Consider the following 25,449-nt stretch of genomic DNA (forward strand, 5'->3'; position numbering starts at 1 on the left):
AAGAAGCTTTCGCTCAATCACAGATTCGGTGTGCCTTACTCGGTATTTGGCGAAGTTGGGAAGGTGATCATTACGTGTAGCTGGTCACCTTCGTAATTGACGTTAAATGTTCCATTCAGCGCTTCTACCAGTGCGTTCACAATCGCTAATCCAAGCCCGTTTCCTTGTGAATGACTTTCACGCCAAAATCGTCTTGTCATGTACGCTAGCGTTTCAGTATTAAGCGTTGCATGATTGGAAACGCGAATAACAAACTCGTTGTCGTCTTCTTCAATGACTATTGAAATCGGCATTCCTTTAACACCATGTTGACGGGCGTTATCTATTAGATTTTTCATGACAATAGTGAATGCGAATACGGGGATGTGTGATAGTCGTTTTGAAACATTGGTATGAACCTGAATGTCGTTGTTTTCACAGCCTAACTCTGTCAGCAGGTTGCTAAGTTCTTTAGACAGTTCCCACGGTTGCACATGCTGCTCAATTGGCGCTTTGTCTACTCTTGCCAGCAACAGCAAGTTTTCTAATAAGCTTTGCAAGCGACGTGCACTAAATAAACTCTTCTCAATGGCACGCTGTTGCGTTTCTCCTTGCGTGACTTTTGCTACCTGTAGTTGACTAATAATGCCCGTCAAAGGTGTTCTTAATTCATGAGCAGCGTTATCGGTAAACGCTTTTTCCCTTTCAATAGCGTTTTCAAGCTTGGTGAACAACTGATTCTGGCTATCAATTAGGGGAGTAATTTCTTGCAGGTTATGCCTTAACCGAATTGGATTTAAATCGTTTGGTGAGCGATTGGTGATGGCGTCTTTTAGTCGCTGAAGCGGCCTCAACTCTCTTCCTAAGGCAAACCAGATCACAAGCAGCGAAACCACGAGGGAAATGAGTGTTGGAAGGGCGCTGACGATTACCATCTGGACAAATATTGCATGTCGCTCAGAAAGCTTTTCAGCGATAGAAATGGTGTGCTTTTCTGTTTTTAAAGAAAATACCCGCCACTCGATGTTTTCAACAATAACGGTATCAAGTCCCGATGGTAGCGTATCAGGTAGTGTTAGCTCTTGAGGGTGGCTATTAGCAATAATTTCACCATTTAACGCGCTTATCTTACAGGCAAGGCCTTTTAAGGTGCCCGCATCGTTGAACGTACCGTTTGGGGAAAGCCCCAAGTTGCCCACTGAATTTTGGTCGGACAGCATAAGGTTATTCATCATTCTTGCTGTGGAGGCAAGGCGGCTATCCATGGCTTGGTTTATCTCGCTTTTCAGCTGGGTAATAGAGAAATAACTGGCTGTTAGCCACAAGACAAAAAATACAGGAGCAATAATTGCGATGAGCTTTAGTCGAAGACTCATGTTTCTTATTCCTGCTGATGAGCGAGGCGGTAGCCCAGACCACGTTCCGTGATAATGATATGTTTACCTACTTTTTTTCTAAGATTAAACAAATGCACGTTTAAGGCGTTGCTATTCACATCATCGTTGACGCCATATAAGTAGTCTTTAAGCTGTGCTTCACTTAAAATTCTGCCTGGGTTTGATAAGAATAAATACAGAAGTTTCAGTTCACATGCAGATAAGGATAACTGTTCGCCGCGCACTTCTACGCGTTTGGCTTTAGCATCAAACGTAAGCTCTTCAAACTTCAATATCTCGTGTAAATGCTGATCTTGTCTTCTCGTTACGCTGTAAATTCTCGCAATTAACTCTTCAAAGTCAAAAGGCTTTGTCACGTAGTCATCTGCGCCTTTGTTGAGCCCCGTCACCTTATCTTCAATGGCATCTCTTGCCGTTAAAAGAATGATTGCCATTGGCAGCTTTTTCTTCCTGACTAACGATAACAATTCCAGTCCGCTTCCATCGGGTAGTGCGATATCTAACAAGCACACGTCAAACTGGTTGATTGATACATAGTGCTTAGCCTCACTTAACGTGACGGCGTGGGTGACTTGCATGAGTTTGCTTTGAAGGTAAACACATACTGCGTCTGCAATAACGAGGTCGTCTTCAACGAGAAGAATATTCATAGTTTTTCACAAAGCGGTTTGATGCGTAGAAGCTAATGGGTGAACATTAATATTAAATTAATCTTTGGTAATTAGTTTACCAGCTCAAACTTACTAAGTGCATTTAACGTGAATACGATCAATTTAGGCCCTTTCGCTATGATGACCAGCACCGCATTAATTATTGCGGGTGTAATTATTTTCTGGAGCCTTGTCGGCTATTTGGCAAGAGCCAGTAAGCAGAAGAACGAAGTTACTGACACTATATTCTGGTCTATCGCAGCAGGGCTAGTTGTGGCACGTTTAATCTTCGTCATAGATTTGTGGGAGATTTATCAAAAAGACTGGCTTTCCGTACTCAATATTAGAGATGGTGGTTTCAATAGCTATTCTGGATGGTTTGCGGGCCTAACGGTTCTTTTGGTTAGAGCAAAAAAGCATCGTCAGCTTATGTCGTTTTATCTTAAATCTGGGGCTATCACCGCGGCTGCGTTGTTTCCACTAGTTGTAATTCAAACCTTATATAATACCTCTCCTAGTCCGCTAAATATCAATGCTCAGACTTCAAGTGGCGAGTATCAATCACTAGAGCTAAATATCGGTAAACCTGTCGTCATCAACTTTTGGGCTTCATGGTGCCCTCCGTGTCGCCGCGAAATGCCCGTTTTAGCGCGGGCACAACAAACGCAGTCAGACGTAAAATTTATTTTTATCAATCAAAGCGAAGCGCCCACGAAAGCAGAACGCTTCTTAATGAGCCAAGGTGTTGACCTTGAAAATACTTACTTTGATTTTGCAGGCAATATCTCAAAAAGCTTTGGCGCATATGGCCTGCCAACTACGTTATTTTTCAATGCAAAAGGCGAGTTAGTTGACCGCCACATGGGGGAGCTGTCTGAGGCTAGCCTTCAGCATTACCTCCGTCCTCTTCTCAAGTAAATTAAGTACCTCAAGGAATAAGAATGCTAAAAGTAGTCTCTTGGATGTTAGCTTTCTCTAGCTCATCATTCGCCACTGATAGTGAGCTTCCAAAGCCTCTCAGCATCGTTGAAAAGCAAGGCGGAGAGGTGATAAGTCGCTTTGATGCGCCATCCCAAATGACAGGCTATGTCATTGACTTCAAAGGTAATGCAATCACGGTTTATGTCACGGAAGATGGTCAGTATATGTTGGCTGGAAAAATGTTCGACGCAAACGGACAAGATGTTGGAGCTAACGAATTAAATAACTACATAAACGGTGCGCAAAGCGAAAAAATATGGCAGCAGTTGAGTGAGTCGAGTTGGGTTTTAGATGGTAACCCTAATGCTAGTAGAGTTGTCTATGCCTTTACCGATCCGAACTGCCCTTATTGTCAAAAGTTTTGGCAGCAGGCCCGACCGTGGGTTGACGCCGGTAATGTTCAAATTCGGCATATCCTGGTCGGTATATTGAAGGCTGATAGTTATGGAAAATCTGCAGCCATTCTTAGCGCAGAAAACCCTAGTGAGATTCTTCACAACCATGAAGCTGGTCAATTAGCGCTGCTTAAGCCTTTGAATAACCCGACACCAGAGGTGAAAAAGGAGCTTGATGACAACCACAGGCTTATGCGACGACTGAGCCTTTCCGCTACGCCTGCCATTTATTTTAGGGATGAGTCTGGTGCTGTGAAATTACAAATGGGGCTTCCGACCACAGCTCAATTAGAAACAGTGCTAGACAATTAAAGATAAAGGGAGAGACGGAATTAACAATGAGTACAAAATGTTCCCTTAAGTCAGGAGCTACATTTACTATTTATCTCAGATAAAAACCTTCAGTAATCTCATTTGAATCGTTTACGTATATTACTAATCAAAATTAAAGAGATATCCGTACATGAGAAAAGTTGTTATTGGAACCCATGATGAAGGGCTTAAAAGATTAAAGACGACAGACGTTGACGAGCCTCAAACAGTTGGAAGTAAAGAAATTAAAGTACGTGTTCATGCGAGTTCATTGAATTACCATGACCTTAGTGTTGCTAATGGCACTATTCCTACGGCGCAGAATCGTGTACCCCTGTCTGATTGCTCTGGCATCATTACTCAAGTTGGTGAGGACGTTGATGAGTTCGAGGAGGGCGATCATGTTGTGTCGACATTTTTTCCGGATTGGCTGAACGGTGAACCTAGGTGTAGCGATTTCAGTCGAACGCCTGGTGATGGCCTTGACGGATACGCAACAGAATATGTCGTTCGACCAGCCACATGGTTTACTAAAGCTCCACAAGGATGGAGCCATGCAGAGGCCGCCACAATTACAACGGCAGGGTTAACAGCGTGGAGAGCATTAGTTGTTGAGGGTAAGCTTAAAGCTGGCGACAAGGTGCTGTTGCTAGGTACTGGCGGTGTCTCAATATACGCACTTCAAATAGCCAAAGCGATGGGGGCATACGTTGCTATCACTTCCTCCTCGGATGAAAAGCTTGAAAAGGCTAAAGCCCTTGGCGCTGATTTCATCGTGAACTATAAAGCAGAACCCGAGTGGGGGAGTGCGGTTAACGCGTGGAGCGGAGAGAAAGGTGTAGACCACGTTGTGGAAGTGGGAGGGCCTGCTACCTTAGCACAGTCAATCAATGCGTGTCGTGTGAATGGAAATATTGTCCTTATTGGCGTATTGACCGGCGTGAAAGGAGATGTTCCAACAGCAGCGCTGATGGCAAAGCAGATCAATCTTAAAGGGATTATTGTTGGGAGCAGGGAGCATCAAAATGACTTCGTAAATGCCCTAGAGGCGAGCGGAATAAAGCCTGTAATTGATACAAGTTTTTCACTCGATGAACTCGCTAAAGCGTTTGAATATGAGGTTAATGGCAAACACTTCGGCAAGATTTGTATTGATATCTAAGAGTTCTGGCATTGTTTGTGACGCTATCAAAGTTAATGGTTTGCAAATCAAGTGATGCATTGATAACAAGACTTCTTTGTCAAAGCTGGATCATTGGCAGTTAGGGAGCCACTTGAATTAAATGATGATGATGGATTAAGTGTGCCAGCGGTGTTTCGCAACAGACTTCAAAAGCAAAAAGCCTTCCACACGGAAGGCTTTTTAATATCAATTATGCTCAGACTTAGACTATGTAAAAATGCTAATTTTTACTCAAACTTAACCTTCATCTGGTTGAGCTAAATGTTCCAGCCTTTCTTCAACCTAGAATATAGGTAGCGCCATACGCACAGGGCAAAAACGATAAACGCGCTGTCTATAATGAGCGAGTTCATGACTAACGAACTAGGGTAGTGAACAGCAAAGTGAGTAATGGCCAATACAACTAACAAGGCGGCGAGACAATTCAACAGCACCAAGTGAGTTTTCATAAGCACTTTTTGCATTAGTGAAGCGATAAGAATAGCTGTCAATGTTACCCAGAAAACAGGTTTTGTGGGCAGCGCCAGCGTTAACTCTAACAATGCAGCCCAAATAAATGCGATAGGCGTGCCCCACACAAAACCGAGCCAAAGCTGGTTTAAGGCATCTTGCTTAGCGCGTTTTGCCAGCCACAAATTTATGCCGGTAACAGAGATAATGGTTAACGCGAACCCCATTAATCCGAAGAATATCTTCATTGCTTCTGGACCAAAGTGGCCGAAGTGTATGCGATATACAGAAAATATCGCTTGTTGGCCAGCATCACCATCTGAATAACCGACTTTATCGATGTATTGTCCACTGGCATCAAAGCGGTATTGTTCTGAATAAATGAGCTTATCCAAGTGCTGAGAGCCGAGCAAAATATACTGATTGTCTTTGGTCGCGTTTTCCAAAGTAACAAAAATGGGCTGGGTATTGGGCTCCATTTTCATTATGTCGGTCAGCGCTTTTTCTATATTCGCAATGGCTGGCTGATGTTCAAGCTGAATTGATGAACCATAAATGTCGGCAAACAGATCGAGCTTGTTTCCTTCATATAAAGTATCGGCATAAATGGACGTTAAAAACGACGCTAAACCAAAATAAACGCCGGTTAGCGCAATCATCAAGTGAAAAGGCAAGCCCCACACGCTCATTCTATTGTGTAAGTCGCCTTGTGTAAGCTGCTCGTTGTTGCCTGTTCGCAAGCGAAAGGCATCTTTAAATATACGTCTGTGAGCAACAATGCCAGAGATAATCAATGCACTCAAAATAGCACCCAAAACACTGACAGCCATCATTCCGATGTCTTCAGGTAGATGCAGGGCGGTGTGTAAATCAACGATTAAATCAGTAATAGGGGTTGTGGATGGTTCACTTAATTCACCGGTTGGAGAAATATTCCAATACTCACCGTCTGCACTAATGCGTGCGCGTGGCAAATCGTGCGTAGGCAAGCGAATGACAATGTTTCCCTGTGTTTGACCCTCTTTCATTGTGAGAAAGCGTTCATAAGCATTTTGAATGCTGCCAGGGGTGTAATCTAGATTATCTGCAATATGGGGTTGTTCCCATCGCAGAAGTTCTTGAGAGAAAACAGATAAAGTGCCTGAAAAGCACACCCAATACATCAACACACTAACGGCTAGTCCTAACCAAGCGTGACTTTTTAAGGCGCTTTTATTTGCGCTGGGAGAAATAGAAATACTCATTTTATATACTATACAAGTAGAAGTAACTTAACGCGCTTAGTACACTCAACACCCCAACCGGGCGCCATAGTTTACTGTCTGCACAAAGCCAGTATGCGCCACATCCCCATAATAGAGGCATGGTGTAAATTCCCAGTGCAATCTGGTTTACTTTGCTCATGCTAAGCGCTGTTGTCCACACTACGGTAACTAACATGGCGCAAATAGCACTTAAAAACACACTGCCAAGTAGTTTTACGAGAGCGTTAAAAGCAATGGCGGTAGACGGGGTTGTCAATCCAGATGCGAACGGTAAATCGACGCGTTTTATATCTTTACTTATTCGTTGTCGGGCGAGATAAATCCAACTCCATGCTTGTAACGAGAAAGCGACCACTGCGTAGCAGGTACCTAATTCAGGGCCGTACTCTGTAACCCAAAGGCTTAAACTCGCCAGCATTAACAACAATGCCGAGAGTTTAGCTATACGTTTAAAGGCGATCTGTGTGCTTTGCCAAGCGCGGTAAAACAAACCTATCGCCAATGCGCTGCCTAAAAAGGCAGCGATTGACAGTAGCATAACTTAACCCGTTAAAAATTGAATGAAGCAGACAGTCTGAATGTCCGAGGTTCACTTAATACAAGGTAGTTTGAGCCAGGGAAGCCTCCTACCGACGCCCAGTAATTATTGTCAAAGACGTTATCTACACGAGCGCGAAGTGTGATGTCGGTCATTCCTGCAAGGAAGCTGTAACGAACGCCTAAATCGAAACGATTAGATGCATCGACTTCAAGGCTATTGTCGGCACTGGCATATTGTTTCGACGTATAGGCCGCACGCGCATCGACAGTAAGCCCTGGAAGGGCATCAACATCCCACTCAATATTAATGTTAGCTTGTAAATCAGGAACACCAATGGCCGTTTTGCCATCTAGTGTACCGTCTTGAGTTTTCGTCATTTCCGCATCGAGCCAAGTGAATCCGCCCAAAACACGTAAATTTGAAGTTGGCATGCCAAATACGCTTAACTCAAGCCCTTGGTTTTGCTGTTCACCATCGGTACTGAAAACATTGTCTTCAACAATTGAGCTTTGCTTTGAGGTGTTGAAAACACTCAATGAACCACCGTATTGGCCAGCATCATATTTCACACCTACTTCTATTTGCTCGGCGCTGTATGGGTCAAAAACTTCACCCGCGTTTTCAATTGGTTCACCACCGCTTGATGCAGGCGCTACCTCACCAGGAAGCAGTCCCTCGATATAGTTGGCGTAATAAGACACCTGTTCTGACGATTTATAAACAATGCCTACAACCGGCGTGAATTGAGATTCGTCGTAGCCTGACAACTCATCACCTGTATTGTAATCAAAGGTGCGGGTTTCAATGTTTTGTACACGGCCACCAAGGGTTAATAGAACTTTTCCATCGTTAAACGAAATCATGTCTGCAAGAGCAAAACTTGAAAGGTCTGTTTTTTCTGTGATTAGTGGGTTGCTAAGGTCGCCACCAATAAAGAAGTCAGCATCGGGCATGGTTGCTGTTACCGGATTATAAATATTTCCAGCAAAGCCGCTAAAATCAGAAAACGCATAGGCATTTTCAGATTCTAGAGAAAACGTTGATGCAGACGTAATGATCGTGTGTCCCACGCTTGCGGTTTTGAATTCGATATTTAGGCCCACTTCACCTGAGCGAATTTCATCATTTCGAACGTTATCAAAACGGTAAGCGGAAAAGTCGCCATTTGCTTCTGCCTGTCTAGGGTTAGCAAACACATTATCTTCTTCACCCGATCTGAAACCATACGCCGCCCATGCAGTGATGTTGTCGGTAAAATCGTATTCTCCACGAACCGCACCGAAAAATTGACGCTCGTTAGTGTAAGTCCACTCTTGGGCAAAATTGGTGTCGCTGTCAGGCGCTTCTGGAATTGCACTGCCAGGAGTGACTGCAGGGCGTGGTGAGTCAACCTGATGGTCTTGGTAGCCCAAATCCAAAGAAAGACGGAAGTTATCGCTATCGTGATCAATGCCGATAGCGGCCACGCTCAATTCACGATCTTGGTTATCGATACTTGTTTCGCCGCCTCGTTGTACAAAGTTTGCTCTTACGCCGGTACTTTGACTGTCGTCGCCAAATCTGCGGCTTACATCTGCTGCGCCATACCAATGTCCTTGAGACTCGTATCCAAGCGTTACACGGTTTAATGGGTCATCGCCCGCGCGCTTAGGCACTATATTTACCGAACCACCTAAGCCGCTCCCGCCCGGTGCTGCGCCGTTTAGAAATGCACTGGCGCCACGGAAAACCTCAACGCGTTCTGACAACTCGGCAGCAACATATTGGCGAGGTAAAACACCGTACAATCCGTTGTAAGTCATATCGTCAGAATAAACGGGAAACCCGCGCATTACGTAAAGTTCTTGAAAATTACCGAAGCCTTTTGCCACACGAACCACCGGATCGTTTTGCAATACATCGGCGATACTTCTTGCTTGCTGTTCCCTTATGATGTCTGCGGTAAAGTTGGTGCTTGCGAATGGAGAGTCCATCATGTCGAGATTACCTAAAATACCCGCACGACCACCGCGAGATACTTGGCCTCCTGCAAAGCTATCTCGTAATTCAACCTGAGATGCATCAACAGTAATATGCTCAATGTCATCATTATTATTATTTTTTTCTGTTTGTGCATATACAGGCGCGCCTGCACACGACAGGCCGATCATCACGGCCAAGGCACTTTTAAGCAAATTCATGGGAGCTCCAAAAATCAAAAGACAACGAATATGATAACTATTTTCATTTTAAAAAGGCAGGATATGTTCCTTTAAAATATGCATTTCGTCTTTTATTTGAAGAGGGCTATCGTGCTTTGTGCCTAGATTTTAGGTAAAAGTCCGCCCACGCTGCTATCCATGCAACGTGGTTGATGGGGCGAAGAGAGTGAAATTATTTTGACTCGAGAAGTCTTATCCAATGATCAAATACGCCCAGATTCTCGAGTATGATCTTAAAACACATTAGAATAGGCACGGCGAGTAAAACGCCTACCACACCCCATAGCCAACCCGTTATTGCTATCCAAATTATGATTATTAACGGGTTAAGCTGCATACTTCTTCCTAGCACCGCAGGCGTGATGAGTTGTGATTCAATGATATTCAATACTAAAAACAGACCCGCAGGCAGAAACGCACTGCTGGTAAGCCCAAACTGCACAAGCCCAACTACCAGCAATACCACGCAGCTCGCCACACCACCCAAGTAGGGGACAAAGTTCATCAGCGCAACCAGCGCTCCCCAAAGTAACGCATCGTCTATTCCTAAATAGTAAAACACGCCTGCTGTAGCTAATCCTAAGCATGAGTTTATGATGCTGATGGTGACGATATACGAAGACAGCTCCCGTTGAATTTGATCTACCAATACCAGCGTTCGTCGCTTGTTGGTAACAATGGGGAAGTCTCTTACAAAAACATTGAATAGGTTGGGGCCAAAAACCAACAAGAAGAAAATTAAAACGATACAGGCGAGCACCTGTGCCAGTAAAAATGGCGCGTTACTGAAGAGTGTGAGCCCAATATCTATTCCGCTTTGTTTAATTTTGTCCGTCACAGAGTTTGTATTGTCTTGTGATGGAGAAAGTTCAGGTGTCTTCTCATCGTCACCAAACCAGCTAAAGAATGAACGTTCTTTTTCAACGGGTTTAGCTGGAGGCGTTGCATAAGCGTCGATGTTGCTGCTTATCTCTTCAATTTCTTTGGATATCTCGGCAGCAATTTTGGGGAGAGATTGCATCCAGCGTTCTGCCGGCTCAGCAAGCTCTATACCTAAAAATGTAAACGGCGCGACCAGCAAGACAATCAGGGCTCCTGCTGACAGGGTACGAGGTATGAATAACTTGCGTGCGAATGCAACAAGAGGGCTCAAAAGCAGAGCAACAAAGGCGGAAAAGAAAAGAGGAACAAGTAAAGATTTGGCAAGGTACAACGTATAAATGACAGCAAAAATCACAAGAATATTTAGCAGTCTGGTTTGTTGGGCTATTTTGGGGAACTTCCCAGCATACTTCCCGTTCCCTTTATCTTGATTCGAGCCAGCGTTATCCATGTCTTAGCCTTGGTAGAAAGTGATCTTGTTAGAACTTTTACTAGTAACAGCGTAAGTGTTACGAAAATTTAATCATTTAAGTTCACTTACCGCACCGCTAGAGAAGTCGCTTTGTACTGCTTAACGTAAATCGTTAGCTAAATAGTGATTTCTACTTTAGTATAATTTTTTCTGCATTATTTGAGCAAATTATGTCTGAGCCAATAAGTAAGGCTTCATCTTCTTTTACCGACGACATCCCCTTTCAAGCTCTTATAGAAAATATAACTGATGCGGTGATATTTGCCGATGTTAAAGGCAACGTTATTTACGCTAACCATCAGGCCCGCTCCATCTGTGGAGTAGACAAATCTGATCTCTTTGACTGCTCGGTGTTTAGTTTGTTTCCTCAGTCGCAAGTACCGAATATTACTCAACAGTTCGAACTGGCAGTAAAACAGGAACCCGGTAAAACAACGGAAATTCGGTTTGGTATTGACCACGCCTGGTTCAAACTCACCATTTTCCCCGTTGCGGCAGGTGTAGTGGGGTTTTCGTTTCATGACTTCTCTATGAAGCGCAGGCTACAGATCATTTCTCAGTCTCAAAGAGATGCCATGAGACTCGCATTATCTGGCGCTACACTAGAAGATGTGTTGACCGTTTTAGTCAATGCAGTAGAGAAGGTGACAGATTTTCAAGCTGTAAGTGGAATATCCTTGGTATCTGAAGATGGGTTATCACTCATTAGCGCGGCTGCACCGTCGATGCCAGAAGAAACTAGGCGGTACTTCAAGAATATTACAATCGATGATCTAACGCCGTTAGGAAAGTGTTGTCAAACTCGTGATGTGGTGAATATTCACATCAACGCCCAAACTGATTCGAGTGATTTTAGTCTCTCCACTCAGGCATTAGGACTTCAATCATTTTGGTGTCGTCCCATTTTATCTGCAGAAAGTCGCACGGTATTGGGCACTTTCTGTTTATTTCATCGCGAGCGATTTACCCCATTACCCGATGACATTGACGTCATTAATGCACTGTCTAAAACCGCTGCAATCATTATTGAGCGCAACAACGAAAATCGCGCTCGACGGGTTGCGGAGTCGGCGTTACTAGAGAACATTGAGTCTTTTAATAAACAGCGCAGGCTTTACGAAACGGCTCTGTCGAATACGCCCGATTTGCTTTATATCTTCGACCTTGAGGGGCATTTTACGTATGCCAACGACGCGTTACTGCAAATGTGGGGGCTGAGTTGGGATGAAGCGATTGGTAAAACATGTTTAGAGCTTGGGTATGAACCTTGGCATGCAGATATGCACATGCAGGAGATTCGACAGGTTATTGAAACAAAGCAACCTATTCGTAGTGATGTTCCTTTTACCGGTACTCATGGTCGCCGTATATATGACTACATATTTGTTCCTGTTATTGGTGAAGACGGAAACGTTGAAGCCATTGCTGGTTCGACGCGAGATGTTACTGAGCGTAAACACGCTGAAGAAATGGCTAAGCGAGCAGAGTCTCGCAGACGCTTAGCACTGGAAGCATCACACAGCTTTGGTATTTGGGATTGGGATATTAAGCAAAACTTGTTCACGGCAGATGAGCGTTTGGGAGAACTCTTTAATCTCAGTAGCGATGAGGCTGAAAACGGTGTAGCCATTGAAGTGCCCAAACAATATATCCACCCAGACGATTTAGCAGCGTGTGAGGCTGCTATTTGTGAAAGTATTAATAACCGCACCCTATTTGATGAAGAATACCGTATCTTACAAAAAGACGGCACTGTCCGCTGGGCTTCATTCAGAGGACGAGTCATTTATAACAGCTCTGGTGAGCCGGAACGTTTTCCGGGAGTAGGTGTAGACACCACGAGAGAACGAAATGCGATAGACGCGCTTCAAGAGGCCGATCGCCGCAAAGATGAGTTCCTTGCTACGTTGGCACATGAATTACGTAATCCGCTTGCACCAATTCGCAATGCATTGGAAATTCTGCAGTCAGACGACTACAGCCAGAATCAGAAGAGCGAGGCATTCGGTCGAGTCGAACGACAAGTTACGCAAATGATACGGCTTGTTGATGACCTTATGGATGTGTCACGAATTACCCGAGGGAAAATTCGAATTCATCGAAAGCCTGTGAACTTGTGTGAGATTCTGGATACGGCGATTGAGACTATTCAGCCCCTGATTGATGAAAAACAGCATACGCTGCTGGTGGAAAAAGTAGCAGAGCCCGTTTGGGTAAACGGAGACCTTATCCGGTTGTCGCAGATTTTCTCGAATATTATCAACAATGCTGCAAAGTACACTCCGCCGGGTGGCAATATCGAGGTCTGCATCAGTACTTGCGATGGTAAGGTTACCATTGCAGTTAAAGACAATGGAGAGGGCATTCCAGCAGACAAACTAAAATCGGTTTTCGATATGTTTACTCAGGTAGATGGTGCCCTTGAACGTTCTCAAGGCGGGTTGGGGATTGGCCTTACTCTAGTGAAGAAACTCACTGAATTGCACGATGGAACGGTAAATGTGCAAAGCGATGGCGTTGATAAAGGCACAACGTTTATCGTTACCTTACCCGTTTTAAGTAAAGTACCCAAATTAGCCAGTAAACCGGAAAAGGCCCATGACGTAGTAGACGCTACCGCTGAAAAGCTCAACGTTTTAATTGCCGATGATAATCAAGATGCCGCTATTACCATGGGATGGATATTGGAGGCAAAAGGGTGTCAGGTTCAAGTAGTGGAAGATGGGCCATCCGCATTAAAGGCTGTCGCGTCTTTCACGCCCGATTTAGTGTTGTTGGATATCGGCATGCCGGGTATGAATGGTTACGAATTATGTATGGCACTTCGTCAAAATCGTGCGTTAGCTGACGCTGTATTTGTGGCGCAAACGGGGTGGGGACAACCATCGCACATCCAGCGTTCGAAAGAAGCTGGATTTGACCATCACCTTGTTAAACCTTTGGATTTGAGCGACCTTGAACCTATCGTGGCAGAAGCTTGGCGAGCAAAGCGCAAACAGTAAATTATGTTGTCGATAAAAGTGAGCTGCTTTTCGTCTGATTTTGTTGTAAATCGTTTCGCGTTACCAAACGGCACGATGCGCCATAGGGCTTTAAAGCTGTGTTGGTTGTCAGCTATAAACCTTCGATGGTGTTACAGGTAACACATTCGATAATATCGCAACGGTGTTGTGATCTTTCTGAGTAAGAAAGGTACTACTAAAACCATGCACGGATTAATTTCTTAATGGAGAGTACTAATGCCCCGCATTACTCGTCGTCACTTCCTTCAATTGGCAGGTTCAGGTTTGCTGGTTGCGCACAGTCCTTATTTAATGGCACAGCCTTCGAAAAAGAAAATAGGCGTGGCGCTGTTAGGGTTGGGCAATTACAGCACAAATTTACTCGCCCCTGCCTTACAGGACACTAAACACTGTGAATTACGGGGGATAATCACGGGGAGCGAGAGGAAGATCCCGCAGTGGCAGCAAAAGTACGGCATTAAAGACAGTAATGTGTACACGTACAGCACCATGGCAGATATTGCGAATAATGACGATATTGATGTTATTTACGTTGTAACGCCTACTGGCACACACAAGGATTTTGCGGTACAAGCCGCAAATACCGGAAAGCATGTGTGGTGTGAAAAGCCAATGGCCATGGATAGCGAGGAATGCCAAGCTATCATAGATGCGTGTGACAAAAATGGCGTGCAGTTGTCGATAGGCTATCGCATGCAGCACGAACCCAATACCCGCACTTTTCATCAGTATCTTGAAACTAAGCCGTATGGAAACTTGACCGCGGTATCGAGCTTCGCTGGTTATGCAGGACAAGGAAGAGCGCCTGACAACTGGCGAATGAAAAAGCACATGGGCGGCGGTGCACTCTATGATATGGGCGTTTACGCGATAAACGGCGCGCGCTTTTTAACGGGCCGTGAGCCATTAGCGGTAACGGGAAGTCATCCACCACAGCGCTTTCCAGAGAAGTTTACTGAGGTTGATGAAACGACCTTGTTTACGATGGATTTTGGCGACGGACTAGTGGCCGATTGCGGTACCAGTGTAGTGAAAGGGTTTAACCATTTTAAAGCTGATTGTGAAAAGGGCTGGTATCAACTTAAACCCATGCAGAGCTACAGCGGGGTAACGGGCACCACGTCTGATGGAAAAACGCTGGCTCCTATAAACGGTATGCAGCAAACGCTGCAAATGGATAACGATGCACTGGCCATATTACATGGACGACAACCCATGGTGACTGGCAATGAAGGTCTGGCCGATATCCGCATTGTGAACGCTATATTTAAGGCGGCGAGAACAGGGGAAACGGTAGCGTTGTAAGGCGCTTTTGCGCGAATACGCTACCGGACAGTGAATGCCATTTGCTCATTTTGCGACTGGGTCTACCAGACTTTTGTGTCTTAGTTACCGTTCATCAAGAAGGTTAATTAGCGCTTCCAAGTCCTTTTTGTCAGCTAATTCACTAAACCATTGGGACAGTTCCGTTGCCTGAATTAGCCCCATTATGGCCCCCAATACAAAACCGCGGTGCACGTTGTCGCCCCCCACGTTGGTGTTCGCAATCAACGCCTTTTTAGGCGTATCAGCATAACGGTAAGCGAAGTACAAAACGGCGGGCCACGCGTCTGAGATATAACACGCTGGCGAATACATACGACCAACAATCTCGATATCGCTTTTGCTTTTTGCCGCTATCGCAGCCAAATTCATGTGCGCAGATTTACGGGCAATATCTTCTAAAATGGCCTTGGGTGATTCACCTTCGCGATGCACTAATTTGTAGATTAACTCAACATAGAAATCGCACACCGATGCTAAAGACTCATCCGGGTGAGTTAAATAAAGGTGACTACGACACAGACGTTTGATGTCCTCAAGGGCTGTGCTTTTGCTTGCTTCTACTACCGCCAGAGGTGTTACCGACACAAAAGCGCCTATTGAAGCCGTATCATGTGTAACCGCCCCACATTTGTGTGCTGGTGTACCTTGTTCTAAGTTCGCAAAAAAGCCTCTGTGATAAGACTCAGCGTATGTGTCAGGGTGTTTGGGTTCATCAGCGCGCATAAAGCTAATATATTGAGTTAAAAACTCGTTTTCGTCATACCCTTTAAGTGCGCATGATAAAACGATACGCGCGCAATGCGCATTGAGTGTATTTTCTCCCGCTTTCATATCATGATGATAATGAATGTTGTTCTTACCCCAATACTGCCTTTTACCTTTGAGAATAACGTCGCCCACTATCTCTTTTTGATTTGCAGATGCCTTATTCGCGCGCCCACCGTGCTGCGTGGAATGTAGCGACATTATTGAAGACGGATGAAATGATGGCGCATCCTCAAATTGCTCTACCCCTAACGGAAACGCCTTATATATATCTGCCGGGTTGTAATACCAATGTACCGGCATAGCCAACGCGTCGCCGATAAACGCGTTCTTAAGCGCCGCTTTTGCTCGTTTGATTGACAGTGAAGACATTTCTTTGAGCCTACCTCTTATGCAGTACTGTGCGGGATTGAATAATCAAGTACCTTTAAATTACGCACTGTAGGTCGAAAATGATCGTTCTAATGCTCATCGAAAAGCGACTTGTTGCGGATATATTTTCGCATGTAGTGATAGGTAATTGGGCGTAACAACCAGCTGTGAAGCGACATCAAAAAGCGTTTATGGGTAGGTGTGTTTTCGTAAATTTTATCATCGTGCAGCCACAGCATCTTGCCAACGTGCCAGAAGTAAAAAGGGAAGGGCGGCATAAAGGTTATTACATCTAAATCGCAGCAAATGCGATACGTTCTATGGTGTAGCGTGTAGTGCTTATACCAAGAGCGCGTGCCCACTGCGGGCTGTCCGAAAGTCACTACCCTTTTTACTGACTTTGCGTATAAACGCTCAAAGTAATCAGCCATTAATACCGCTACTGCGCCGCCGGACGAATGGCCAATGAATGTAAAGCGCTTGCCTTGCTGCCTAAGTGGTTCAAGCACTTTTACAAGTAGCTCTCTCAGTGGTAATGCTTCGTTGGATGTCTTAGTGCTGGAATACATAGGTTGAGCCAATAGCCGCGCAAACCCCCAGTGGACCCAGAATTTTCTGTTTAACTGATTGAGTTTGTTTGGGATGAAGAATAAATTCGCTAGCCAATCTCTTACCCCCAATGAACCGCGAAAAACGATAATGACCTCTTTTTTATTCTCGACCCACAAAATTCTTACGCTCATTCTGCCGTACTTATCGACTAGCTGGCGTTCATAAAAAGGATCTAAGATTTTTTGGTATTGCTCGTCGGCATCAGGGTAGGCGAGTTGGCAGAGAATGGCATATCTTTCATATTGATAGCGTTTCAATTTCTTCATGAAAACTCGTATTGGAGCATTTAGCGTTTTTGAAGCTGAGCCGTTGAAGACTCTTTCACTGAATACTTCACGCTACAGGGAGTTTATTTCAGTGTTATGACGGGGCGCGTCATTTTTCTTTAAATGTCCGTACTCTTTATTGTGTCACTTTGATGTAGAACCACTCTACCTGCGGTAACACGCCTTGATTATGAACATTGTAACTCTCGCTGAGGGGAGAGTTATCTATGCGGACTGGTATTGTTCCACATCCCAAGAATATTTTTCTTTATATCGGCTATAGCACCTTTGGCAATTTTCTTTTCACTGGCTGAAGCAGTGCGCTTAGGGTAAGCAATGGGTTCCATGCAAGCGCAAACAGCATCGGTAAAGAAACGGCTCTTGGCACCGTATACATGCTTGTCACCAAACTTTTGTTGCTCTGGAACCCAATATTTCAGAGGCTGAATCAAGCTTAGTTCATCTTTCGCTCGTGTTATGGCTACGTAAAGCAAACGTCGCTCTTCTTCGAGAGCGCGTTTATCGCCCGCTGCGTACTCGTTGGGAAAATTGCCATCGGCAACATTCAGTACGAACACATGCTTCCACTCTTGCCCTTTAGCGCTATGCACCGTCGACAAGATAAGAAAGTCGTCATCAAGCAAAGGTTTGCCCGCCAGATCACCTGTGCTCTGCGGTGGATCTAGTGTGAGTTCAGTTAAAAATCGCTCTCTCGATGAATACTGCCCAGAGATCATTGTGAGCTGTTCAATATCGCCGAAACGTGTGAAATGATCGTCATAATTAGCTTCCAACAAATCTTTATAAAACTCTGCAATGGCGCTTGTTTGCTCGGTCCATGGAATGTTGTTGTGGTGCACGTTATCTAGCAAATCAACAAGAGAAAGAAATGAAGGCTTCGCGGACTCTGAAAGTGCGAAGCTACGCAATTTACCCAATGCAAAGTCGTGCTTTTCTAAATCGTTAAACACTCTCTCAGCTATCTTTGGACCTATGCCGGGCAATAACTTAAGCACTCGAAAGGCTGATATTTTATGTTTAGGGTTATCTGCCCAACGTAAAATGCAAAGCATGTCTTTTACGTGAGAAGCCTCTAGGAATTTAAGGCCACCGTGTTTAACGAAAGGGATATTACGTCGAGTAAGTTCAAGCTCTAGACGATCGCTGTGATAACTTGAACGAAACAGAACGGCTTGCTGTTTTAAATCGACCCCTTCTTCACGAGCTGCTAAAACTCGCTCAACAATATACTCTGCTTGGAACATGTCGTTTTCAACGGTTACCCACTTAGGCATAGGGCCGCTTTTACGCTCGCTGAACAACGATACCTTGTAGCCTTCGTCGCTTTGGGAAAGCAAAGTATTAGACAAGTTTAGAATGTTCGGGTGAGATCGATAATTTTGTTGTAGCGTTATCACTTTGCCAGGCAAGGAAAATGCGTCGGGGAAGTTAAGGATATTGTCTACCGTGGCCGAGCGAAATGAATAAATTGATTGGGCGTCATCGCCTACAACGGTAAGACCTTCACCAGTAGGGAAGAAACCTTTTAGAATGCCAGCTTGAAGTACGTTGGTATCCTGATATTCGTCTACCAACACATTGTCGAATTGCTCTCTTACTTTTTGAGCAATAGCGTCGACCTGCGCCATGTGAAAACAGTAAAGCAGTAAGTCGTCATAGTCTAAACTCACTTGTTCAATTTTAGTTTTCGCATAGTGAGCAAATAGCGTGTTCAGCTCTTCTTCCCACTCGCTACAATAGGGGAAATGAGTATCGAGTATGTCGATAAGCGGTGCTTGCGCGTTCACGCAACGAGAGTAAATGTCTAAACACGTTTTCTTTTTAGGAAAGCGCCGATTGACACCGCTGAAGCCAAGTTCGTGGCGAAGCAAATCAAGCATATCCGCGCTGTCGTTACGATCCATAACCGTAAAGTCGGGATCTAAACCAATGAGTGAAGCGTGCTCTCGTAGCAGTCGCGATGCGATTGAATGAAAAGTGCCCATCCAAGGAAGTGTGACCGGATGATACGCCTTTTGTTTCTCACGCAACGTTCGCTCTATTATGCGGTTCGCCCGTGAACTTAATTCCGACGAAGCCCTTCGCGCAAACGTCATCAATAAAATTCGCTCTGGCGCAACACCATGCAATATTAGCTGTGCTGTTTTGTGAGCGAGAGTGTTAGTTTTACCTGTGCCAGCGCCTGCAATAATTAACAGCGGGTGGTGCGTTTCATCGCTCAACTCCGTTTCGCTCGCTCCTACGGAACTCAACCCGTAATTCACGGCTTCTTGCTGCTGCGGGTTTAATTCAGAATGAGAGAGCATAAAAAATCCTATTGAAGAGCACTTCAATAGGATAAATTAATGCACTGTATATTTAAACAGTTTTGTGTGGATGTATTGATTTCGTTTTGAGTTTTCACTGTAGCAGAGTGAGACAGTTAACGTTCCCATGCTATCTTCAATGATTAAAACCGATACCCCAACATAAAAGCTGCACTAGATTCATATTCATCGGCAACTTTCTGTATATTCACTTCAAAATCTAACGCGATGTTTTCGAAACCATATTGGTGCAAGCTAAACGATACTGCATCGATTGGCTCATCACTTCCATATTGGTTGTAGGTCCTACTTAAGTTAACCGCCAACTTACTATTCAGTTTTGTATATGCATATAGCCCAATAACGGGTTTGGCGTACACAAATGCTTCGTGCTTGTTAGCGCCTGCACCCACAATGATGTCGCTATACACCCCTAAACCTTGCATTACTTCACGTGTAAAACCTAAACCAAACTCCGATTGCACAATGAGTTTGCGTTGTCGCTCGCCGGTTAGCACGCGATTTATTCCAATGTTAAATGATGATGACCAGTTGCTTATATTTTGCGTAACAGGTACCCGCGACACCATTTGGTAAAGCATGGCCTTGTCCACATAGATATCACCTAAGTTGCTTTGCTCTAAACCAACTCTGAACTCAACGTCGGCCAAGATAAGCTCGGTTTCACCAATCATGCTCCTGTTGTCGTCGGCTAGCCTTCTTGCAACAGGAAAGGCACGAAATGCCATGAACGAACGGCTGTCTTGATGAGTGAAACCGGCAGCAACATAACCTTCTTGCTGGCGAGAGGAAGGAACGGGGAGCTCGGACACGTCTAAAGAAAGGTGCTTATATTTAGCATCAAACGCTGCAATTTCAGCGGAGTTCTTTTGATATTTCTGTTCTGAAATTGTTTGTGCTGACCTAAAGTACTGATTAAGCGCCAGTGCGTATTTGGTTTCAACAAACGAAAGTGAAAATGAATCTAGCTGAGCGCGAGCTAAATGCGAAGATATGGCAGACGCGCGTTTACTCCCGATACTTTCTTCTAACGTCGTTATTTCCCATTTGTTAGAAGGTACGAATTGGGTTGATGCAATGAGGGAGTTTGCTTGTGCAAACTTAACAACATCAAGAGGGGTCAGCCAGCTTGCAACCTGATTTAGATGAGCAGGACGAGCAATATTTACCAACAACTGAGTAACGGTCGCACAGTTGAATATATGAAAAAAATAAGCGGGGCTCTGCTGTCCCAATTCCCATATGTAGTCTTGCACAAAGTGGCGCTGTTGTTCGTTGAAATCTAGCGTATATCGCCAAATGTTTCTTTGCTCTTCATAGAGATAAAACTGCTCAAATTCTTGGTAAGGAGCAACCTTAAATACGCCTTCTTTTCCTGTCATCAATGTTTCGTACATGATGTGAGGAACGTTTAAAGAGTCTAGTTCTGTAAAAAACGTAATACCGTGCTTAACGGGAATACCTTTATCGTTAGTTCCATCTAGACGAAGCATAATATGCCCCATCATAGAGCTAGCAGATGTAACATTTTCTGAGGCGTAAATTAGCTTGATACTATCGGCCGGAACACTTTCTACAAATTTGCGATATTCTGCGCAGTGCTCGGCAGGGGTAATAGATGTAAATTCGGGTATGTAGCGCTTGAGTAGCCGTAAACGGGCAGGGTAGTTGCAAATGTTTTGGGTATTACGCTGAAAAAGGTCAACGGTAGCTTGCGCTTCGGCTAACGGGCTGACGAACGACTTTGATATATAAATAGAGGTGTCGTTAGTTATTGGCTTCCCATTTTTTAGTTGTAACAATAGGTGCCACAATGGGTCGTTAGCTATTTGCTGTAACGTTGCGCTATCAACTTTCGAGTAACTAGTTTGAGTAACGTCACTGGCCGTGGAATTAGCTGCGAAAATCAAAAAAAAGGAAGCAAGAATGCTTCCTTTTAGAATTCGTGTAAACATATCTTATTTACAAGGTACGCTTACTGAATCTTGGTATTTCCACATTTTGTCTGAGCCGTAATCGGTAGACGAACCGAATACACCGCCACTAAGAATGTTGATAAAAAACGCAGATTCAACTTCTTTGTTCAAGTTAACGTCGGTACATTTTGCATCGTCAGCAACTAGCACTTTATCTTTGTTCTCTTTCTTAACAGTAACCACGCCAGGCACTGTTTGAGACATGCCGTCAACAGTAACTGTAGTCGTTTCACCGCTAGTTGTTGTAACGTTTATTTTGTGTGTTTCTTCGGTAAGAATGGTGGCACAACCTGAGGTAAGAATAAGGCTTGCAGCAGCTAGTCCAATTATTTTTTTCATTATATTTCCCTTTCTGATTTTGAATGTCGAATTTTCGACGAGCGTTAATGTAATGTTTACGCTATAAAAATCAAATAAAGATTGTTTCTAAATTGGTCTGCAGGTGTGAAAGGACAAATATAAGTAAGCGTATGCGCCAAGATAATGAAGTTAGCGTCAAGTAGCCATGACACTAACTTCATAAGTGCGCTTATTTGTGCATACCGCGAATAGGGTAGTTGTTATCAGGATTACGAATCCACCCCAAACCACTTACTAATGTCTCTAACTCAGGTCTAACAAATGGGTTGTTAGAAATATCAGCGACGTGCACATTTCCTTCATTGTTCACAACAAACAGCGCGGGTTCGGAAAACGGGTGATCAGTTTCTTGAGGCGATCTTGGATCAGAGATATAAACGCCTAACTCCTCCATTTGCTCCACCGTTAAGCCGTACGCAATAGGAAAGTTGATATCCAATCTTGGCAGGTGACTTTCAAGCTGCGCTTTACTGTCGCCAGACACTGCAATAAGGTCTACGCCAGTTTCGGCAAGATAACCTCTAACACTCTCAAGTTGATTGAGGTATCGAGTGCAAAGTGGGCAATGTTGCCCTCGGTAAACCACCACCATTTTCCAATCAAGACCATTCTCAGGTGTCGCTAACTTTTTAGTGTCACCATTTAACAGCTTTGCCGAAATATCGGGAAAAACAGAACCTGCATGTAACTTATTGGTATATTCAGTACTCATGATAATTCCTTAAAAATGCTTGTGAATGTGAGCTTCAAAGCGTTTGAAATCGTTTTCCACATCGGCGTTTTTCATCACGTCAAAGCTTGCGAAAGTTTCCATTGGCTTCATGCCAAAGAACTTAAAATTCATATGCATTGGAAACAGTAAATCGTCTACAGATTTACCTTCAAAAAACTCTTCGCTGTCGTTGAATGACTCTTCTGGAGCATTGAAGGTTAGAGACATCATGTATTTAACGTTGGTTAGCGTACCGCCTGTGCCGTAGTTTTTCTTCGGTGATTCGGCAACGCGACCATCGCCAGCACATAACGTGCCACCCATGCCCGCAGTGTAAACTTCATCCATGTACTTTTTGAATGACCATGGCACACCCATCCAATTGATTGGTGCCTGTAGAAGAACGATGTCAGCCCACTGGTGATGGGCCAACTGTTCTTCAACGTTGTGCTCTTCGGCCATTGTCACTACGCGAGTGTTATAGCCTTTAGCTTCAAGCAGCGTTACCGCTTTATCGACGAAAGACGCGTTTAACTTGCCTTCTGAAAAAGGGTAATACTGGTGTGCATTAATAATTAGTACATTGCCTGTCTTTGTGGTGGTCATCTCAAAACTCCCCAAAAAATTTAATAAAGCTTATTGCTTACTGGTGGTTTATTTTAGTGGCCTTTAAACTTTAAGCAACTAGTGGTGTTTTGGTAACTATGTTGGGGACTAACGGGATATTGTATAAATTTATTTTGAATCAATTGGTTAAGTGATTAAAGAAAGTGAGTTGCCTTTATAGTACTGCTGCGTTAAATAACAAAGAGTCATTCGTTTAAGGAGATTGAGAGTTTTGAGGAGCTTCAATATATGGCTATGCTATTGACCGGCACATGATGGTAGAAATATTTAAAGCGAGAACTTTATTCTAGACACAAAAAAACCGACTCAAAAGTCGGTTTCAGTATCTGCTTCTATGAGAAAAGATTGTACCTGTGAACGGGCTTGATTGGACCGACACTCGGCCGCCACGCTTGCCTGGCGATTTGCAGAATTTCGGGCACAAAAAAACAACTGAAAAGTTGGTTTAATGTTTGGTACCAGTGGGCGGACTTGAACCGCCACGCTATCGCTAGCAACGGATTTTGAAATAAATGCGCATACATTACTTTATTGAAATCATGGGTATATGTTTACATTGAGAAGCTTTGCAAATTCTTTGCAAAGTCAGGCCTCATTCCTACGAACAATGTCAAGAAATCTCTTCCGCTTACTTATCAGGTTGTAATAGTAAAAATCATCAAATGTAATAGTCTTCCGGAACACCTCATCCTGCCAACGGAAGCACGTCACCAACAGAATATGACAGGCAGTATTTTAAGGACATAGAAAGTGTCTAGGAAAGTCAGGCCTTGCCAAATGATCCCCGCACCAATAGTTAAAGTACAAATACGCAACAATCCATAAAGCCATTAATTGAATCAGGGATGGATTAACATCGCCAAAAACGTGGGAACAATGAGTGAGTTTTTAACGCAATGGCAAGAGACTGCTCATACTACCTTGGCACTGTTTATATGGCTTTTTAGGTTTTCGTGCTTGGCTACCTAATAAGCTCAATGAGCCAAGTCTTTGTCAACAAAAAGCGAACGCAAAAACCTATGGAAAAATTGGAGCCAAGAGTGCCCGCCTACCTCTAGTCTAAGGGTACTGCACTCTAAGGCCTATGATGGTTCAATTTGACGTCATTATGGCTTTGCCGGTTTACATAAATGCGGGTGGTTCAATTAGGGAGTACATAAATCATGATGAATTGTATGGGAGAGACGATGGGGGTTGAAATGATGATAGGTATGGGTTTGATCTGGCTACTGGTAGTGATGGTCCTAATCGGGGCAGTGGCTGCGTTGTGGAAATACTTACGTTCAGATAAAGCGCGTGATGAATAGAATTAAACATTTGTCTGCAAGCCCGCAAGCAAATGTCATTTCTTTTCCTTTTTAGTAAATGTTGTCTGGAAAATGTGGTAGGCCCCTTTTATAAAACCTGGTCACAATGGACCCCATGTACGCAGTGCTTATCTGTACTCAGGCAAGTTTTGGAAATGGCGTAATTAGCTTACTTGACTTCTAAAGAAACAAGTATAGAACGAGTGCGAAAAAATATGAAGATTTTATTGGATGGAATATATAAAAGGTAAAACATGGAACCAACAAGAAAAAGTGATTTAAAAAAGGCCAGAACGCTTCAAATATTAAATGTCATCTATGATGCAATTGAAGTCATAGTAGCTTTAATCGCAGGAATAATTGCTAATAGTTCAGCGCTCATAGGGTGGGCATTGGACAGTACAATAGAGGTGTTAAGCGCTACCACGCTAGGCTGGCGTCTACACGGCGAACTTAAGGGAATTGATAAAAAACAAGTAAATAGACGGAAGAAAATCACTCTCTACGTGATTGCCGTATCATTTACTTTGGTCTGCATATTTATATCTTATGATTCCGTTACAAAACTTCTTAGTCAGCAAACGTCAAGCTGGAGCACTATGGGGTTAATCATTTTAGTTACTTCCTTGCTTATCAACCCGATTTTGATTCATTTCAAAAGAAAATATGGCCGCAAGCTGGATAGCCCGGCGTTACTCGCCGATGCTAAAGATACCTTTATCTGCTTATACCAAACGATCGTTGTCCTTGCCGGTTTGCTATTGGTAAATTGGTTTGGTTGGTGGTGGGCTGATCCTGTGGCGGCATTGCTCATTGTACCTTATGCAGCAAAAGAAGGTTGGGAAGCTTACACTAAAGCAAGAGACATCAGTATTGATGAGAAGTAATACCCGCATCACCTTAAATAATTCATTCTCTTAGCACTGACTTGTTTCGTCACGTATCAACCAAGTGCTTCAGGCTCAGGCATCATGATACAGCACAGAATGTAATGTTCCATGCACCGATGGTTGAGATACAAATACGCAGCAATCCATAAAGCCATTA

At 43.9% G+C, this 25,449-nt stretch carries 19 protein-coding genes; 6 read left to right on the forward strand and 13 right to left on the reverse strand.

Annotated features, from left to right (window positions below; translation table 11 throughout):
* Positions 1-35: 35 nt before the first annotated feature.
* Both AC0J2X_RS16915 and AC0J2X_RS16920 read right to left on the reverse strand, forming a co-directional pair.
* Positions 36-1,355: a histidine kinase dimerization/phospho-acceptor domain-containing protein gene (locus AC0J2X_RS16915; protein ID WP_014977340.1), complete on the reverse strand. Its 1,320-nt coding sequence runs from the start codon at positions 1,353-1,355 to the stop codon at positions 36-38.
* Between the two features lie 5 nt (positions 1,356-1,360).
* On the reverse strand, positions 1,361-2,026 hold the full coding sequence (locus AC0J2X_RS16920) for a response regulator transcription factor (RefSeq protein ID WP_014977339.1): 666 nt from the start codon (positions 2,024-2,026) through the stop codon (positions 1,361-1,363).
* Positions 2,027-2,134: 108 nt separating this feature from the next.
* On the opposite strand from AC0J2X_RS16920, the gene AC0J2X_RS16925 reads away from it, so the two are divergent.
* The 3 genes from AC0J2X_RS16925 (at position 2,135) to AC0J2X_RS16935 (ending at position 4,876) form a co-directional block, all read left to right on the forward strand.
* A complete protein-coding gene (locus AC0J2X_RS16925) occupies positions 2,135-2,944 on the forward strand; it encodes a TlpA disulfide reductase family protein (protein WP_231506568.1) in 810 nt (269 codons plus the stop codon).
* A gap of 23 nt (positions 2,945-2,967) precedes the next feature.
* A complete protein-coding gene (gene dsbG / locus AC0J2X_RS16930) occupies positions 2,968-3,714 on the forward strand; it encodes a thiol:disulfide interchange protein DsbG (protein ID WP_014977337.1) in 747 nt (248 codons plus the stop codon).
* A 151-nt stretch (positions 3,715-3,865) separates the two neighbouring features.
* Positions 3,866-4,876, forward strand: coding sequence for a zinc-dependent alcohol dehydrogenase family protein (locus AC0J2X_RS16935; protein ID WP_014977336.1), 1,011 nt, complete (start codon positions 3,866-3,868; stop codon positions 4,874-4,876).
* A gap of 278 nt (positions 4,877-5,154) precedes the next feature.
* Here AC0J2X_RS16935 and AC0J2X_RS16940 read toward each other — a convergent pair whose 3' ends face one another.
* The 4 genes from AC0J2X_RS16940 to AC0J2X_RS16955 all read right to left on the reverse strand — a co-directional run bounded on the left by AC0J2X_RS16940 (position 5,155) and on the right by AC0J2X_RS16955 (position 10,687).
* Positions 5,155-6,591 (reverse strand): PepSY-associated TM helix domain-containing protein, encoded by a 1,437-nt coding sequence (locus AC0J2X_RS16940; protein ID WP_049588167.1) that lies wholly within the window; start codon positions 6,589-6,591, stop codon positions 5,155-5,157.
* Position 6,592: 1 nt separating this feature from the next.
* Complete coding sequence (locus AC0J2X_RS16945; RefSeq protein WP_069944889.1) at positions 6,593-7,150, reverse strand: hypothetical protein; 558 nt, start codon at positions 7,148-7,150, stop codon at positions 6,593-6,595.
* A gap of 11 nt (positions 7,151-7,161) precedes the next feature.
* Positions 7,162-9,333 (reverse strand): TonB-dependent receptor, encoded by a 2,172-nt coding sequence (locus tag AC0J2X_RS16950; protein WP_069944888.1) that lies wholly within the window; start codon positions 9,331-9,333, stop codon positions 7,162-7,164.
* A gap of 193 nt (positions 9,334-9,526) precedes the next feature.
* Complete coding sequence (locus AC0J2X_RS16955) at positions 9,527-10,687, reverse strand: AI-2E family transporter (RefSeq protein ID WP_069944887.1); 1,161 nt, start codon at positions 10,685-10,687, stop codon at positions 9,527-9,529.
* Positions 10,688-10,878: 191 nt separating this feature from the next.
* On the opposite strand from AC0J2X_RS16955, the gene AC0J2X_RS16960 reads away from it, so the two are divergent.
* Both AC0J2X_RS16960 and AC0J2X_RS16965 read left to right on the forward strand, forming a co-directional pair.
* Positions 10,879-13,710: a hybrid sensor histidine kinase/response regulator gene (locus tag AC0J2X_RS16960; protein ID WP_472996225.1), complete on the forward strand. Its 2,832-nt coding sequence runs from the start codon at positions 10,879-10,881 to the stop codon at positions 13,708-13,710.
* Between the two features lie 237 nt (positions 13,711-13,947).
* Positions 13,948-15,036, forward strand: a complete 1,089-nt coding sequence (locus tag AC0J2X_RS16965; RefSeq protein ID WP_014950621.1) for a Gfo/Idh/MocA family protein — start codon at positions 13,948-13,950, stop codon at positions 15,034-15,036.
* 84 nt (positions 15,037-15,120) lie between these two features.
* On the opposite strand, the gene AC0J2X_RS16970 is transcribed toward AC0J2X_RS16965, so the two are convergent.
* The 7 genes from AC0J2X_RS16970 to AC0J2X_RS17000 form a co-directional block, all read right to left on the reverse strand.
* On the reverse strand, positions 15,121-16,194 hold the full coding sequence (locus AC0J2X_RS16970; RefSeq protein WP_472996226.1) for an ADP-ribosylglycohydrolase family protein: 1,074 nt from the start codon (positions 16,192-16,194) through the stop codon (positions 15,121-15,123).
* An 89-nt stretch (positions 16,195-16,283) separates the two neighbouring features.
* A complete protein-coding gene (locus tag AC0J2X_RS16975; protein ID WP_014950619.1) occupies positions 16,284-17,072 on the reverse strand; it encodes a lipase family protein in 789 nt (262 codons plus the stop codon).
* 221 nt (positions 17,073-17,293) lie between these two features.
* A complete protein-coding gene (locus AC0J2X_RS16980; RefSeq protein WP_061486501.1) occupies positions 17,294-19,399 on the reverse strand; it encodes an ATP-dependent helicase in 2,106 nt (701 codons plus the stop codon).
* Positions 19,400-19,542: 143 nt separating this feature from the next.
* On the reverse strand, positions 19,543-21,375 hold the full coding sequence (locus AC0J2X_RS16985; protein ID WP_472996227.1) for a lipoprotein N-acyltransferase Lnb domain-containing protein: 1,833 nt from the start codon (positions 21,373-21,375) through the stop codon (positions 19,543-19,545).
* Between the two features lie 3 nt (positions 21,376-21,378).
* On the reverse strand, positions 21,379-21,735 hold the full coding sequence (locus AC0J2X_RS16990) for a hypothetical protein (protein ID WP_014950617.1): 357 nt from the start codon (positions 21,733-21,735) through the stop codon (positions 21,379-21,381).
* A 190-nt stretch (positions 21,736-21,925) separates the two neighbouring features.
* The gene (locus tag AC0J2X_RS16995; protein WP_061486500.1) at positions 21,926-22,468 is read right to left on the reverse strand and encodes a redoxin domain-containing protein; all 543 of its coding nucleotides are present in this window, start codon (positions 22,466-22,468) and stop codon (positions 21,926-21,928) included.
* 9 nt (positions 22,469-22,477) lie between these two features.
* Positions 22,478-23,074 (reverse strand): NAD(P)H-dependent oxidoreductase, encoded by a 597-nt coding sequence (locus AC0J2X_RS17000; protein ID WP_061486499.1) that lies wholly within the window; start codon positions 23,072-23,074, stop codon positions 22,478-22,480.
* Between the two features lie 1,582 nt (positions 23,075-24,656).
* Here AC0J2X_RS17000 and AC0J2X_RS17005 point away from each other — a divergent pair.
* A complete protein-coding gene (locus AC0J2X_RS17005) occupies positions 24,657-25,289 on the forward strand; it encodes a cation diffusion facilitator family transporter (protein ID WP_015067954.1) in 633 nt (210 codons plus the stop codon).
* Positions 25,290-25,449: the final 160 nt, after the last annotated feature.

Source organism: Alteromonas sp. R7 (assembly GCF_055755235.1).